Source organism: Pseudomonas sp. P7759, assembly GCF_013386445.1.
Lineage (GTDB): Bacteria > Pseudomonadota > Gammaproteobacteria > Pseudomonadales > Pseudomonadaceae > Aquipseudomonas > Aquipseudomonas azotoformans_A.
Genome location: NZ_JACART010000038.1, coordinates 75,852 through 91,301 on the forward strand (window position 1 = coordinate 75,852; position 15,450 = coordinate 91,301).

General features: G+C 58.9%; 10 protein-coding genes. 6 read left to right on the forward strand and 4 right to left on the reverse strand.

Features of this window, described 5'->3' with window-relative positions; genetic code table 11:
* Positions 1 to 84: 84 nt before the first annotated feature.
* The 3 genes from HX823_RS23825 (at position 85) to HX823_RS23835 (ending at position 6,899) form a co-directional block, all read left to right on the forward strand.
* On the forward strand, positions 85 to 1,899 hold the full coding sequence (locus HX823_RS23825; RefSeq protein WP_177077051.1) for a serine hydrolase: 1,815 nt from the start codon (positions 85 to 87) through the stop codon (positions 1,897 to 1,899).
* A gap of 17 nt (positions 1,900 to 1,916) precedes the next feature.
* Positions 1,917 to 2,708 carry a MipA/OmpV family protein gene (locus HX823_RS23830; protein WP_080642322.1) on the forward strand — a complete coding sequence of 264 codons (792 nt, stop codon included), beginning with the start codon at positions 1,917 to 1,919 and terminating at the stop codon, positions 2,706 to 2,708.
* A 123-nt stretch (positions 2,709 to 2,831) separates the two neighbouring features.
* Complete coding sequence (locus tag HX823_RS23835; RefSeq protein ID WP_177077053.1) at positions 2,832 to 6,899, forward strand: hypothetical protein; 4,068 nt, start codon at positions 2,832 to 2,834, stop codon at positions 6,897 to 6,899.
* Positions 6,900 to 6,908: 9 nt separating this feature from the next.
* Here HX823_RS23835 and HX823_RS23840 read toward each other — a convergent pair whose 3' ends face one another.
* Complete coding sequence (locus tag HX823_RS23840) at positions 6,909 to 8,186, reverse strand: ATP-binding protein (RefSeq protein ID WP_177003597.1); 1,278 nt, start codon at positions 8,184 to 8,186, stop codon at positions 6,909 to 6,911.
* Positions 8,187 to 8,894 (reverse strand): winged helix-turn-helix domain-containing protein, encoded by a 708-nt coding sequence (locus HX823_RS23845; protein WP_177077055.1) that lies wholly within the window; start codon positions 8,892 to 8,894, stop codon positions 8,187 to 8,189.
* 157 nt (positions 8,895 to 9,051) lie between these two features.
* Between HX823_RS23845 and HX823_RS23850 the strand changes: the two genes are divergently transcribed.
* Positions 9,052 to 10,251, forward strand: coding sequence for an MFS transporter (locus tag HX823_RS23850; RefSeq protein ID WP_177077057.1), 1,200 nt, complete (start codon positions 9,052 to 9,054; stop codon positions 10,249 to 10,251).
* On the opposite strand, the gene HX823_RS23855 is transcribed toward HX823_RS23850, so the two are convergent.
* The gene (locus HX823_RS23855; RefSeq protein ID WP_016979482.1) at positions 10,207 to 10,809 is read right to left on the reverse strand and encodes a tRNA-(ms[2]io[6]A)-hydroxylase; all 603 of its coding nucleotides are present in this window, start codon (positions 10,807 to 10,809) and stop codon (positions 10,207 to 10,209) included. The genes HX823_RS23850 and HX823_RS23855 overlap by 45 nt on opposite strands.
* Before the next feature lie 151 nt (positions 10,810 to 10,960).
* Here HX823_RS23855 and HX823_RS23860 point away from each other — a divergent pair, with 151 nt between their 5' ends.
* Positions 10,961 to 11,824 (forward strand): universal stress protein, encoded by an 864-nt coding sequence (locus HX823_RS23860; RefSeq protein WP_038841892.1) that lies wholly within the window; start codon positions 10,961 to 10,963, stop codon positions 11,822 to 11,824.
* 3 nt (positions 11,825 to 11,827) lie between these two features.
* Here HX823_RS23860 and HX823_RS23865 read toward each other — a convergent pair whose 3' ends face one another.
* Positions 11,828 to 12,298: a DUF1289 domain-containing protein gene (locus tag HX823_RS23865; protein ID WP_016979484.1), complete on the reverse strand. Its 471-nt coding sequence runs from the start codon at positions 12,296 to 12,298 to the stop codon at positions 11,828 to 11,830.
* Between the two features lie 397 nt (positions 12,299 to 12,695).
* Here HX823_RS23865 and acnB point away from each other — a divergent pair, with 397 nt between their 5' ends.
* Positions 12,696 to 15,305 (forward strand): bifunctional aconitate hydratase 2/2-methylisocitrate dehydratase, encoded by a 2,610-nt coding sequence (gene acnB / locus HX823_RS23870; protein WP_033898481.1) that lies wholly within the window; start codon positions 12,696 to 12,698, stop codon positions 15,303 to 15,305.
* Positions 15,306 to 15,450: the final 145 nt, after the last annotated feature.

Genomic DNA, 15,450 nt, shown 5'->3' on the forward strand with positions numbered 1-15,450 from the left:
CAGTTTATCGACAAAGCTGTCAAAGACCGTCGGGTACCGTGGCCCTAGCATTCGAGCCTCCAAACCACCTATCGGGTGCTCGTCATGCTTCGCACATTGCGCGGTCTTCCGTTGCTCGGTTGCCTGTTGGGCAGTATCGGCTGCCACGGGCAGTCACCTGCCCCGCCGTCGATTCTTAAGGGCGACTACAGCGCGATCATCCGTTACCTGCAAACCCGGATCCCGCGGGACATGGCCCAGGACAACATTCCGGGCCTGTCGATTGCACTGGTCAACGGCCAGGAGTTGATCTGGACTCGCGGGTTCGGCATGGCCGACAAAGCCAAGGGCTTGCCGGTGACGCCAAACACCGCCTTCCGGGCCGGCGCAATCTCCAAGCTGCTCACCGCCAGCGCGGCCCTGCAACTGGTTGAACAACAGCGACTGGCGCTGGACGCACCGATCCAGCAAACCCTGCGCGAGTTCTATGTACGCTCGCGTTTCCACGCCGACCAGCAGGCCGCCGACCACGACATCACCTTGCGTCGCCTGCTCAGCCATCAGTCCGGCTTACCCAGTGAACACCTGCGCGACCTGCGCAACAGCTACGCCATGGGGCAGATGCCGATGCGCCTGTCCGGCGTCTGGCTGAGCACCCCACCCGGCACGCAAGTGGCCTACTCCAACCTGGGTTATGCGCTGGTGGGTGCGGCCATCGAGCGCAGCAGCGGCAAGGAGTTTGAAGCCCAGCTGCAACATAGTCTGCTCAAACCGCTGGAGATGGAACGCGCGAGCTTTGTCGGGACCGCCGCGCAAGTCGGCTATCGCGCCCAGGGCTACGAGGAAGGCGTCGCCAGCACCGATGCGCAACTGCGCGACATCGCCGCCGGCGGTTTGTGGGCCAGCCCCAGGGACCTCAGCCATTACGTGCAGATGCTGTTTGCCGAAGGCCTCTACAAGGGCAATCGGGTGATGGCCAGCCGCTCCATCGATGAAATGTTCACCCAGCAAAACACCGGCAATGCCCTGGACTTCGATTGCCAGATCGGCCTGGCGTGGTTCCTGGCCCCCTGCGGTGACGAGCCGATCGGCCCTGGGGTGCGCACCTACCAGCACAGTGGGGGTGGCGATGATTTCGCCGCACAGTTGACCCTGCTGCCGGACCATCAATTGGCCGTAATCATTATGGCCAACGACAGCAATGCCGAAGACCTGGTCGCCACACTGGCCACGGACGCCTTGCGCCTGATGCTTCAGGCGCAAACCGGCGAACAGGTATGCAGCGATGACTGCCAGGCACCCCGTCATGGGCTCAAGCTGCGCCAGGTGCCGGCCGCCATCGACCGCCAGCGCCTGGCCGGGTTCTACGCCACCGCCTGGGGCGTGTTCCGGATCAAAGATGATGACCAGAGGCTGCGCGGCGAACTCGCCGGCTTCAACTTCGAACTGTTGCGTGACGATCAAGGCTGGCTGCGCGCCCAGAAGAAACTCTTCGGTTTCTGGCTCAAGGACCTCGGCGAACTGGGCCAGGTACAACTCGACGTCATCACCGTGCAAGGCCGGCAGATGCTCACGGCGCGCAGCCATGGCCAGCGCATCCCCATCGGCGAACGCATCGACCCGCCGCCACTGCCCTTGGCCTGGGCCGACACCGTCGGCACCTACCAAGTACTCAACACCCATGAACCCGATGCGCCATTGAGCGGCATCAGCGTGCGCCTCGAAGAAGGCTTCCTGGTGATTCGCGGCCAACTGCACGACGAACCGCTGACCGACTACATCCTGCTGCCGGTGGACAACGCCCATGCCGTACTCGCCGGCAACGGCTATGGCCTGGGTGACACCGTCAGCCGCCAGATCAATGGCCTGAGCGCTTCGGGCTACTCCTTCAAACGTACCCATCCACCCTTGAGTTTCTAACCGACATGAAAACCCTGATGAACCCAAAAAATCTGTGCCTGTCCCTGACCTCACTGTGTTTGCTCGCGAGCGCCAACAGCGTACTGGCTGAGGACTGGACCTACAGCCTCAAGGCCGGCGTGGCCAACCTGCCCCGCTACAGCGGCAGCGACGAACGCATGACCGCCCCGGTATTCGGCGGCGCCATCGTCAGCCCCTGGGGGATTTTCCTCGACACCGACAAGGGCCTGGGCTGGGGCTACGAAGGCAATGCCTTGAGCTTCAGCGCTTATGTCGGCGCCAGTGGATCACGCAAAGACAAAAACGAATCCATGCACCTGGGCTCCAAACGCCTTAAAGGCATGGGCGAAATCAAGTCACGCCCGCAGTTGGGTGTGAGTGCCAGCTACAACCTGGGCGGCATGATTGTCGGCGCCACGCTGGAACATGCCCTCAAGGAAGATGACCACAAGGACAGCGGCAAAGCATTCACCCACCTGGAACTGAGCCTGGGCACCAACCTGTATGAAGGTCGTTTCGGCTCCGTCGACGCCAGCCTCAGCAGCCATTTCGGTGACCGTGACTACTTGCAGACCTGGTACGGCGTGACCACCGACCAAGCGGCCCGCAGCCGTTTCAAAGCCTACAAGGCGGGTGCGGGCAATATCAGCAATGGTATGAACCTGGTATGGAGCCTGCCAATCAGCGAGCACACGCAATTCTCGACCTTGCTGGATGTGCAGTACCTGGCGGATGAAGCGGGGAAAAGTCCGATTGTGGAGCGGCGGTTGCAAACATCGGTGATGGGCGTGCTGGAATACAGCTTCTGACTGTACGGATCACCAAGAGGTATTTATTTACACATCGGTCATGAACCGCTCCCAGAGGTTGGACACAAAAAGTAGTCAGGTTCCTTCCCTGCTGCCTTGTTGCCAACCCTTGAGAATGTCCAAATGACCGTGCCAGCATTGTCTCGCCCTCTACAAGCGTCGTCCATCAGCTCAAATGAGCACGAGCGCACTGAATCTCCTGCATCGACCCAACTGCAAACCGAGCCATCAGCGCTTGAAAAACTGATTGCTGAGACACCCAGGTTCAAGGCCGATGCAGCACTCAAAAATCTCTACGCCAATGCCTTGTCTAGCGCAGCGAACACGCCACCCCTTTTTACCCGTGCTATCACGGGCATTGAGCCGATCCCCAGCGACTGCACATTTGGACAATGGCGCCAGCACCTCGACACCTTGGTGGCAAGTGACGACTTCAAACAATGGACTGACGACAATCGTATTGATTTGACCAAGCCCGTGCGAATCTTCCCGTCTCGGAACTCCCGGCCAGGCTTTATCAGTGCCACCCTGAAACCCACTCCCTCGGCGGCCGCCAACATCAGCGCGTCGAACACCCCCGCATCACTGCCACGTACATTCGGTGCCGGCTTTGGTGATGGACTATCGCTGCCAGCCTCCTGGTCGCTGATCATGCAAGCCGCTGACACCCTGAGCAGCGGCAGGACGTCAGTCAGCGTGACCCCGGCAAGTCAATCGTCACCCGATGTGCACGCCGCACGTTCTGCACACATTGAGGAGGTGGCGGCCTTTTACGGAGAAACCATTCCCGATACCCGGAGTGCGCTGCAACAAAGGGCAACCGAGTTAAAACAGGCTCGCGCGTTCCCGCACCTCGATACATCTGTAATGCCCGACCCATTTGAAATGCGTGGGGAGGTGGCGCTCGAGAATCAACGATATGAAAGGGGCGACATTCAAAACATAACGCTTTTATCCAAGAGTCTTGACGCTGCCTTGCTATCGCTCGGCGCAGACGCTGCAACCTCCTACACGGACCCGACCTTTTTGGGCGTACGCCCCACTCCGGAACAAACCGTTCGCCAGGAGAAGGCCTCGATTGCGGCAACGCTGGAAAATACAGAGCTAAAGATCGACCCTGCCTCTTGGTACTTTCAGGACCAGCAACTGACACCTGAATCAAAGGTAACGCTCAAGCAGTTCATCGTCGACAACGGCTGGTTTGTACCTCAGACAAAAGACGATATAAGTAACCTGATTCAATCCCTGAGGCGAGGGCCATTACCCGCACTCCCCAACGGCAACCTCACTGGCGCCATGGGCTGGCAGGCACCGCTTGATCAACAAGAAAAAAGACAGCTCTACAGCAACGTCCGCTATAACAACCTCAACCTGCCAGGGCTTGACGCTCAGACACTGTTGGAGATTCGAGGCGGGGCATTTACCTACCTGACTAAACACCGCCACTGGACCCGTTCTGAGCTCGCTGATCCGCGCAACGTCATTGCGGATATTCTCGACTCGCCCAAAGCCGTGGCCCTGGAAAATGCCCTGCAGAAAAAGATGGGCGCAATTGAAAGCCCCAGCAGCCGAGACAGGGTCATGGGTGCGATGGTGGCCGGACTAGATTCCGATAACACCTTGATGCCCCCCAAACGCAATCAGACAGCCCGGTTCAATCTGGCTGATGAACGCTTCTACGGCAAACCGTTGAGTGACATCAAGCAAGGCCTGATTGACCATCTGACAGAAAGTCACCGCTGCACACAAGAGATGGCACCTGTCGGGGCCCACCTCTTGCTGTCGAGCGCAGCACCCGAACTGTTGGTCAAAGACGTTCCCGCTGAACTGACCTATGGCTCTCCGGCCTGGTTCCTCCTGAAGACAACGGTGGCGCTGATCGAAGCCAAGAGCCCCGGAAGCAGTTCTTCGTTGAGTTTCCCCGAGGTGCTCAAGTACGCGGCGATCGACCCAGTTTCGGAAGAAGACGCTGCACTGCTGAGTGAAGCCAAGCGCGAAACGTTAATCGACTGGGCATTGGTGCACGGTATTTTACCGGCCTCAACTGAGGCAACTTACTCGCCAGAGCAGCTCAACAAGGCACAGGAAACGTTTGCCAGCGTCATGGAATCACTGAGAAAGGTCTCCAACGACTTGACCGCCCCACTTCCAATGCAGAAAGACATGGCACTGGCGGTACTCAGCGAGCATTTCACCAATGTGTCGTTTGAGCGCGCGATTTTATCGAACCCGAGTATCCGACAAAAAAACGCCTTGGACAGCGGCCCCATGCACGTCACCTTGGGGCCCTATTCGTTGCTGGATGTTTACATTAAAAACCCTGAAGAAAGCGGATGGAGGTCGCGTGAAAACAACCCGGTGATGGGAAGCGCGCCCGACTACCTTGGTCAACTACCGGACATCAATAATCGGCACCGAATCGCAGTCGCCAATTACAAGCTGGGAAGAGAAGTGGGTCTTGTCAACCGCACCAAACACCTGATTGCACAACTTCCCCTTGAGGATCGCAAACAGCTGGAATACGGAGAGCTCGTCCCTTACGTCGAAGGAACGGTTATTAAACACACCAGTTATGTACCAGGCGCCACGCTCAATCATGATCGCAAGACACCCGAACAGGCCCAGGACAGGCGTTCACTCATCATCAAGTCGACACACGGCGCCAACGTAAAATTTTACGAAATCAGCCCACAGCAAAACTATATTAAACATCGCGAAGACTTAGGCGCCGACTTCAAGCCGGGTCCACAAGGCCAGTGGATCAAAGAGGATCCAGGTTTTTTGGGCGGCGAGAGGTATTCAAACACTGCAATTGAGACGTTCAGCCTGGAGGAAAAAGACAAAAGCAAATTAACAGCTACGCCGCCCCCCCACCTCACTAACCCAGCTTCGTATACCAGCGACCGCAGCCAATTTCTCGGTGAATTATTGTCCAGACACACCCTTGGCCCTGCGAGCCTCGAAGAACTGGTTGCCGCTACGCGCCACATCACTCAATTCGACAAGGAAGACGATGAGTTCGAGAAAAATCAGGAACTGTTGCTGGGCTCCATTCCGTTCGTCTCGCTTGCCAGAAATGCAATCAAGGGAGACTGGCTGGCAGTGGCTTCGGAACTCATATTTGACGGCATCATGTATGCGACAACGGCTGGATTTGGCAAGGCTGCGAGATCGGTAAAACCACTGGGAAGCGTTGCAAACAGTGTAGGGAAACCTGTGGGGAAAAAACTGTTTGAACAGGTAGCGGCCTCAACCTCCGAGAGCGTGTTAAACCGCTTGAATACGCTTGGACCGGGGCGAACCGGCTCGTACAATTTTCCGAAGACGGCCCGCCGTCCAGATATTGCAGAGGGCACTTACAAGAAAGGCCTGACCGAGATATCGACTCCGGCAGGAGTCGATGCAAAAACGGGAAAATACTTTGCAGCGGACCCGGTAAACCAACGGCTATACGGAAAGCCACTCGATAACTTCAAACCTCAGGTTTCTAATTGGGTCGACGATACATTGCCGGGACTACCCAGCACGTCCAACGCAACCAAACGCACCGCACTGGACATTGGGTTAGGGCGTGACAACGTCATTCAAATGGGTGGGCCCATGCGGGACTTAAAGTTGATTGACGAGGAAATTCATACATTTGCCGATACTTACAAAGGCACCAACCGACTCAACATTGTTGCACATGGCATCGAACGGAGCTGGACTGACAAACTGAAAGGAAACGGTACAAAAGTGTACATCGACGGCACGCTATATGACGCGCCTGACCTGGTTAACTTATTAAAAGGCAAAGGTGTGGACCCCTCCAGCTTCGATAACGTACGCCTTCTGGTTTGCCACTCAGGAGAAGGCAGGAGCAATGCATTCGCACGCCTTTTCCAAAAAGAAATCAAAAAGCCAGTCAAGGCGTTTGAGGGAACCGTATCAATAGCGCACGGATCAACAGAAATGACCCATAGGCGTAACATCGTGCGAAACGAAATCCAAAAAACCTACCCGCAAGCAACTCAGTCAAATGTCAATCAAGCCGCCGACATATTGGTACAGGACAAATTTATAGGAAAGATCACCCAGCACGTAGAGAAGCTGCACGGTAAGAAAATTCTTATAAATATCGCTCCCCCCGACTCGCCGGCACACTACCAACCCACAACCATCAGCTACCGACCGCGTCACTTCAATCGATAATCCGAGGGCCTATTCGGCATACGCCCACGTCATCCGAAACGAAGCCCCACCCCACTCCGAATCCAGCACCTGCACCTGGCCGCCATGCCACTGCGACACCCGCTGCACCAGCGCCAGGCCCAGGCCGAAGCCGCCGGTGCGGCGGTCCCGACTGGCGTCCAGGCGCATGAAAGGTTGGAAGATTTTGGAGCGACCTTCTTCCGGTACGCCAGGGCCGTCGTCACACACACGCACTTCGTAGCCACTGCCAAACTTGACCAGCGACACCTCCACACGACGCTCCGCGTAACGGATGGCGTTGCGCAACAGGTTGATCACCGCACGCGCCATGAAGCGCGGCTCGATCTGGATAAAGTCCACCTCGCACGTACGCAACGACAGTTGGATGCCCGCCGCTTCAGCCTCCAGGGCCACGCTGCCGATCACACTGTCGAGCCAGCTGTGGGCCTCGATGCTTTCGCGGGTGACCTGGGTCGCGCCACGCTCCAGGCTGGCGTAGGTCAGCAATTCGGAGACCATTTCCTCCAGCTCGCCCAGGTCGGCATACATGTCGGCAATCAATTCGCCACGCTGGCGTGGATCGGTCTGTTGCTTGAGCTGGTCGAGTTCGAACGACAGGCGCGCAATCGGCGTGCGCAGCTCGTGGGACACGGCGTTGGTGAGCTCGCGCTGGTTGGCGATCAGGCTTTCGATACGCTCGGCCATCTGGTTGAAGTGCCCGGCCAGCGAACGCACGGTGGAACGGCGTGGCAGCAGAATACGTGAACTGAGATCGTTATCCCCGAAACGTTGGGCGGCCAGGCGGATGTGCTCCAGGTCGCGCCAATGCGGGCGCACCCAGAAATACAGCACGATCGCCAGGCTCAAGCCCAGCAGGCTGTAGGCCCACAAGTACAGCCATTTCGGCTCGTCGGGCAGCTTGATATTGAGCAACTGAGGGCCGCCGTCGATATTGGCGATGAACTCCATGAAGTCGCCCCGCACCACCAATTGGCCGGCCGCCAGCAACTGTTGCTCACGCTGGTCCAGCGCCAACTCATCGCGCTGCACCAGTTTGAGGTGCAGACCGTAATGCGGTTGCAGCTCGCTCAGGCGCGCCTGACGGGCGTCGCCGAGCAAGGGCCGCAACTGCTCAACCAAACCATAGGCCGGGCCGCGCAGGGCTTCGCGGTTATAGGTTTCATTGGCTTCGGGCAGCAGCTCATCAAAGGTGTAGTTGACCAGCCAGATCGCCCCCGCCAGCCCCAGCGCCAGGATGATGTACAGGCGAATATAGAGCCGCAGCATCTAGGCCTCCCACGCGAACGGATTGAACAGATAGCCCTTGCCCCAGATGGTCTTGATGCACACCGGTTCGCGCGGGTTATCGTTGAGCTTGCCGCGCAGTTTGCTGATGTACACATCGACACTGCGGTTGAGGCCGTCGAACGCAATGCCACGCATGCGGTTGAGGATGTCATCGCGGGACAGGATCGTCCCCGAGTTACTGGCCAACAACCACAACAGTTCGAACTCCATGGTGGTGAGGTCGATCTTGTCGTCCCCCAGGCTGACCACCCGGCAACTGCGATCGATGGCCAGCCGCCCGAAAGCCAGTGACCCGCGCACGGTCGGCTCCGGCGCCTGGCGTCGTTGCAACGCACGCAAGCGTGCCAGCAACACAGGGGGCTTGATCGGCTTGATCACGTAATCGTCGGCACCGGACTCCAGGCCAAGGATGTGGTCCAGGTCATCTTCCTTGGCCGTGAGGATCACGATCGGCGTGTCGGACACCGTGCGAATCCCGCGACACACATGCAGCCCGCTCTGGCCGGGCAGCATCAGGTCGAGTACGACGATCTTCGGCTTGAACGCCAGGAACGCGGCCAGGGCCTCATCGCCCCGGTGCTCCACGCGCACCTCAAAGCCATGCTGCGCGAGAAAGTGCGCAATCAGCCCTGCCAGTTTTTCGTCGTCCTCAACGAGCAAGACCTTGCCCAGCCCCAGGTTTTCCATAAGTTCTCAGTTTGCAGACACGGATTGAAGAGCGGGCATTATAGGTGGCAAGCTGGGCAACTAAAGCAGCTGGCCAGCATTGGCCGACGAAGCTTCATGCTTTTAAGAGTTTTTAACAAATACCCTGCAATCTTTAACGCCATCCACAGGGAGTTGTATGCGCAAGGATTACCTGGCGTTCTTTATTTCGCTGTTCCTGTCGCGGCTGGCGGACCAGATTCTACTGTTTATCGTGCCCTTGATCGTGTTCCAGACCACCCAGAGCGTGGCCTGGGCCGGGCTGGCGTTCTTTATCGAGTCGCTGCCGCGCTATCTCGCGTTCCCGGTGTGTGGCGCAGTGTGCGACAAGTTCGCACCGGTGCGCATCCTGCATATCAGCCAGGTTTACCGGGCATTGGCCTGTGTGACGGCCGTGGTTCTGTACGGGGTATTCGACGGCATCGTCTGGATCGTACTGCTCTCGGCGCTGTGCGGCGTGCTGACTACCCAGGGCATCATGGCGCGGGAAGTGCTCATGCCCCATGTCTTCCCCCATTACAGCTACGCCAAGACGCTGTCCTATTCGCAGATCGCCGACCAGAGCGGGCTGGTGCTCGGGCCGCTGGTGGCGGCGCTGATGCTGGAAGTGTGGGCCTGGCACTGGGTCGTCCTCGGGGTGGCCGGGCTGTTCTTGTTGGCCGACCTGGCGATGCGGCTGTGGCAACGCTCCAGCACCGTCAACCTGGAAACCTTCGAGCAGCACCGGGATATCTGGCTGCGGCCGTTGAAGATTGCCTTCGGGCATATCCGCCGCCTGCCGGAACTGAAGCGGATCATCACCCTGGCCGTGGGTGTGAACCTGATCATTGGCGTGACGCTGGCCACGTCTGCGGCGATGGTGACCGGCCAATTTGCACAGGATAAGGACACCTATGCCCTGCTGCAGGCGGCCGGCGCCCTGGTGACCATCGGGATTCTGTTTTACCTGGCGCGGGCCGGGCTGCCGCTGAAGGTGCTGGGCGGCTTGTCGTATTCGATGATTGCAGTCGGTGCGGTGATCATGGCGGTCAGCCCCGGCGTGTGGCTGTACGCCGTGGGCTTCCTGCTGGTCACCGGCTTCGACAAGATGTTCAACGTCTACCTGCGCAGCACCCGTCAGCGGGTGATTCCCGTGCAGGACTTCGGCAAGACCGTAGGTGTGATCACCTTACTCAACAACCTGCCGCAACCCTTGGCGGGCCTGGCAATTGCGCTGTTGGCGGCACCGCTGGGCACGCAGGCGGTGATCCTGTTGCTGGCCGGGATCACCGCGCTGATCGGCGTGGCCGTGGCCTCAGGCTGGCACGCCACTGTGAAAGCGGAACTCGATGTCGGGTGACTCGATCAGCTCCTGCTCGGCCGCCCTCACCCGCTCAATCACCTGGGCAACATCCTTGGCGTCGCCGTACTGGTAGGCCAGCTTCAGGTAACCCTGGAAGTGCCGCGCTTCGCTTTTCAGCAAACCGAAGTAAAACTTGCCGAGTTCTTCGTCCAAATGTGGCACCAGCGCTTCGAAACGCTCGCAACTGCGTGCTTCGATAAACGCGCCCACCACCAGCGTGTCCACCAGCTTGACCGGTTCATGGGTGCGCACTACTTTGCGCAAACCCGAGGCGTAGCGACCAGCATTCAGTTGGCGCAACTCGACCTTGCGTTTTTTCATCAAGCGCATGACTTGTTCGTGGTGCACCAGCTCTTCACGGGCCAGGCGCGACATCATGTTGATCAGGTCCACATGGCTGTAGTACTTGGCGATCAAGCTCAGGGCGGTGCTGGCGGCTTTGAATTCGCAGTTCTTGTGGTCGATCAGCAGGGTGTCCTGATCGGCCAGCGCGGCCTGGACCCAGGCGTCAGGGGTGCGGCAACCGAGGAATTCGTGGATTTCTGGCAGGTTCATCGGGCTCACGGGCAAAAGGATCACAAAAGGCCGGCGATTATACCGACCCCGCCGCAGACCACCAGCCACCGGCCTTGATGTGCATCAACATGACGTGCGCCAGCCAGCAACTATAGTTGTTCCAGGCCCACCCTTTTTGGAGATCCCGACCATGCAAGCCATCCGCAGCATCCTGGTGGTCATCGAGCCCGAGCATTCGGAAAGCCTGGCCCTCAAGCGTGCCAAGCTGATCGCCGGGGTCACCGGCGCGCACCTGCATCTGCTGGTCTGCGACAAGAAGCATGAGCACTCGGCGCTGCTGGCTCTGCTCAAGGCCGGTTTGCAAGAGGACGGCTACAGCGTCAGCACCGAGCAGGCGTGGAATGCCAGCCTGCATGAAACCATTATCGACGTGCAGCAGGCCGAAGGCTGTGGGCTGGTGATCAAGCAGCACTTCCCGGACAGCCCATTGAAAAAGGCGCTGTTAACGCCTGCGGACTGGAAGTTGCTGCGTTATTGCCCGACGGCGGTGTTGCTGGTCAAGACCGCTACACCGTGGGCTGGCGGCGTGATCCTGGCGGCGATCGATGTGGGCAATACCGACGGTGAGCACCGTTCATTGCACAATTCGATCATTGACCATGGCTTTGATATCGCCCACCTGGCCAAGGCGCAGTTGCATGTGATCAGCGCCCATCCGTCGCCGATGCTGTCGGCGGCGGACCCGACGTTTCAGCTCAAGGAAACCATCGAGGCGCGTTATCGCGAGCAATGCAGGGCGTTTCAGGCGGAGTTCGACGTGGACGACAAGCATCTACATATCGAGGAAGGACCGGCGGACGTGCTGATACCGCATCTCGCCCACAAGCTGCAGGCGGCGGTCACGATCATCGGCACCGTGGGGCGCACGGGTATTTCCGGGGCACTGATCGGCAACACCGCAGAGGTCGTGCTGGATACGCTGGAAAGCGATGTGCTGGTGCTCAAGCCAGAAGAAGTGATGGACCGCCTAGTGGAACAGGCCACCAAAGCCTGACTGCTAGGCGCCAAACGCATCCTTGAGAAACCCCGGCGCGATATAGCGCTGGTAGTGGGCTTCGGACAGGATAAAGAACTCCCGATCAATGGCGTCGCGCAGGTCCGGCAACGGCCAGTCGCGAAACTCGGGCAACAGCACCATGCCGTAGGCCTCCAGGTTATTGATCACCCGCGCCCCGCGGGCGATCAACTGGTAGGCCCAGCAGTATTCGGACTGGTGCGGCACGAAGCGGATCTTGCGCTGTTCCAGTTGGCCGCGCAGGGTTTTAGGGTCAAAAACTTCCAGTTTGCCGGCCATCACCTGCACCAGCAGCTGCTCCAAGCGCAGCCAGACCGCACGTTTTTCCTCTTCGCCGTAGCCGTTCCACTGGATCACTTCGTGGTGGAAGCGCTTGCAGCCACGGCACACGAGATCGCCGTAGACCGTGGAGCACAGGCCGACGCAGGGGGTCTTGATGGTTTGGTTGGACATGGGCAACGGCACGCAAATCAGCGAAACAATGCGCCATGTTAGCCCTTTGTCTAAGCTTGATCACCCAGCAAACTTGGTTAGGCAACTTACCTTTAGATTTTTTTTGCCGTAGAATCATCCGGCCTTGTAAGGCGCCAATAATCCGCTGGAAGCTGTTTTCAAAGCGTCACGAGCACAGTCGTTCCTTCAGAACGGTGTTGGCGATGGTTAATGACTCGGTAGGTCAGAGCCCTCGCCAACCCTCATCAGCTCCGTTCTGCAGGCGTAAAACTTTGAAAGCAGCTTCTGTGAGGAATGCCGGCAGCGCTGGCTTTGCGGCCCAAAAAGCCCCCGAGCGCATGCGTGCCGTTCATTTCTGGATGAGCGTCCCGTGGGACCACTGATGAGGGTAATAACTGTGCTTGAAGCCTACCGCAAACATATCGAAGAGCGTGCAGCCCTGGGTATCGTTCCCCAGCCGCTTAACGCCGAACAAACCGCAGGCCTGGTCGAGCTGCTGAAAAATCCTCCGGCTGGCGAAGAAGAATTCCTCGTTGACCTGATCACCAATCGCATTCCACCAGGCGTTGACGAAGCTGCCTACGTCAAGGCCGGTTTCCTGTCTGCCCTGGCAAAGGGCGAAGCCACTTCCCCCCTGATCAGCAAGCAACGCGCCGTTGAACTGCTTGGCACCATGCAAGGCGGCTACAACATCGTGACCCTGGTTGAGCTGCTGGACGACGCCACTCTGGCACCGGTCGCCGCCGCCCAACTCAAGCACACCCTGCTGATGTTCGACGCGTTCCACGACGTGGCTGAAAAAGCCAAGAACGGCAACGAACACGCCAAAGCCGTGATCCAGTCCTGGGCCGACGGCGAGTGGTTCAGCAACCGCCCTACCCTGGCCGACAAGATCAGCCTGCGCGTGTTCAAGGTCACCGGCGAAACCAACACCGACGACCTGTCCCCTGCGCCTGATGCCTGGTCCCGTCCTGACATCCCGCTGCACGCCCTGGCCATGCTGAAAATGGCCCGTGAAGGCATCGTGCCGGACGAGCAAGGCAAGACCGGCCCGATGAAGCAGATCGAAGAAATGCGCGGCCAAGGCTTCCCGATCGCCTACGTGGGCGACGTGGTCGGTACCGGTTCGTCGCGTAAATCGGCAACCAACTCCGTGCTGTGGTTCTTCGGCGACGACGTTCCGTACGTGCCGAACAAGCGCGCTGGCGGCTTCTGCTTCGGCAGCAAGATCGCTCCAATCTTCTACAACACCATGGAAGATGCAGGCGCACTGCCAATCGAGTTTGACGTTACCAACATGAACATGGGCGACGTGATCGACCTGTACCCGCATGCTGGCAAAGTCTGCAAACACGGCACCGACGAAGTCATCACCACCTTCGAAATGAAGACCCCGGTCCTGTTGGACGAAGTCCGCGCTGGCGGCCGTATCCCGTTGATCATCGGTCGCGGCCTGACCGACAAGGCCCGTGCCGAACTGGGCCTGGGCCCAACCGATCTGTTCAAGCTGCCAGAAGCGCCTGTCGACACCGGCAAAGGCTTCACCCTGGCACAGAAAATGGTCGGCAAGGCCTGCGGCCTGCCAGAAGGCAAAGGCGTTCGTCCTGGCACCTACTGCGAACCGAAGATGACCACCGTGGGCTCCCAGGACACCACCGGTCCTATGACCCGTGACGAACTGAAAGACCTGGCGTGCCTGGGCTTCTCGACCGATCTGGTCATGCAGTCGTTCTGCCACACCGCGGCCTATCCAAAGCCGATCGACGTGACCACCCACCACACCCTGCCTGACTTCATCATGACCCGTGGCGGTGTTTCGCTGCGTCCAGGCGACGGCATCATCCACAGCTGGCTGAACCGCATGCTGCTGCCGGACACCGTCGGTACCGGTGGTGACTCCCACACCCGTTTCCCGATGGGCATCTCGTTCCCGGCCGGTTCTGGCCTGGTCGCGTTCGCCGCAGCCACTGGCGTTATGCCACTGGACATGCCGGAATCGATACTGGTGCGCTTCAAAGGCAAGATGAAACCTGGCATCACCCTGCGTGACCTGGTTCATGCCATTCCTTACTACGCGATCCAGTCGGGTCTGCTGACTGTAGAGAAGAAAGGCAAGAAGAACGCCTTCTCCGGCCGCATCCTGGAGATCGAAGGCCTGAACGACCTGACGCTGGAACAAGCTTTCGAGCTGTCCGACGCCTCGGCTGAACGTTCGGCTGCCGGTTGCACCATCAAGCTGTCGAAAGAGTCGATCACCGAGTACCTGAACTCCAACATCACCCTGCTGCGCTGGATGATCGGTGAAGGCTACGGTGACCCGCGTACCCTGGAACGTCGTGCTCAAGCGATGGAAGCCTGGGTCAAGAACCCAGAGCTGATGGAAGCCGATGCCGACGCGGAATACGCGGAAATCATCGAGATCGACCTGGCCGAGATCAACGAGCCGATCCTCTGCGCACCGAACGACCCGGACGATGCCCGTCTGCTGTCGAGCGTTGCCGGCGAGAAGATCGACGAAGTGTTCATCGGTTCGTGCATGACCAACATTGGTCACTTCCGCGCGGCCGGTAAGCTGCTGGAGCAGGTCAAGGGCCAACTGCCAACTCGTCTGTGGCTGTCGCCGCCGACCAAGATGGATGCTCACCAACTGACCGAAGAAGGCTACTACGGCATCTACGGCAAGGCTGGCGCGCGCATGGAAATGCCGGGCTGCTCGCTGTGCATGGGTAACCAGGCACGTGTAGAGCCGAACTCGACCGTTGTGTCGACGTCGACCCGTAACTTCCCGAACCGTCTGGGTGACGGCGCTAACGTCTACCTGGCTTCGGCCGAGCTGGCGGCAGTGGCTTCTACCCTGGGTCGCCTGCCGACCGTCGAAGAGTACATGGGCTACGCGGCGAAACTGGACACCATGGCCAGTGACGTTTACCGCTACCTGAACTTCGACCAGATTGCTGAGTTCCGCAAGATCGCAGCTAGCGCCAACATTCCGGTGATTCAGGCCTAAAGTGTTGATGTGAAGAGGCGCCGCGTATCGTGAGGTACGCGGCGCTTTTTTTATGTCTGGGATATAGTATCGGCCGGGGTGTTGGGTGAGATCGAGTACATATCCGTTATTTGGGTAACGGCTGGTATTGGTTCCGCTCTTACAG

Excerpts from the sequence above, each read along its gene's own strand:
- HX823_RS23825 (WP_177077051.1), top strand. The coding sequence starts at position 85 with ATGCTTCGCACATTGCGCGGTCTTCCGTTGCTCGGTTGCCTGTTGGGC.
- HX823_RS23830 (WP_080642322.1), top strand. The coding sequence starts at position 1,917 with ATGAACCCAAAAAATCTGTGCCTGTCCCTGACCTCACTGTGTTTGCTC.
- HX823_RS23835 (WP_177077053.1), top strand. The coding sequence starts at position 2,832 with ATGACCGTGCCAGCATTGTCTCGCCCTCTACAAGCGTCGTCCATCAGC.
- HX823_RS23840 (WP_177003597.1), bottom strand. The coding sequence starts at position 8,186 with ATGCTGCGGCTCTATATTCGCCTGTACATCATCCTGGCGCTGGGGCTG.
- HX823_RS23845 (WP_177077055.1), bottom strand. The coding sequence starts at position 8,894 with ATGGAAAACCTGGGGCTGGGCAAGGTCTTGCTCGTTGAGGACGACGAA.
- HX823_RS23850 (WP_177077057.1), top strand. The coding sequence starts at position 9,052 with ATGCGCAAGGATTACCTGGCGTTCTTTATTTCGCTGTTCCTGTCGCGG.
- HX823_RS23855 (WP_016979482.1), bottom strand. The coding sequence starts at position 10,809 with ATGAACCTGCCAGAAATCCACGAATTCCTCGGTTGCCGCACCCCTGAC.
- HX823_RS23860 (WP_038841892.1), top strand. The coding sequence starts at position 10,961 with ATGCAAGCCATCCGCAGCATCCTGGTGGTCATCGAGCCCGAGCATTCG.
- HX823_RS23865 (WP_016979484.1), bottom strand. The coding sequence starts at position 12,298 with ATGTCCAACCAAACCATCAAGACCCCCTGCGTCGGCCTGTGCTCCACG.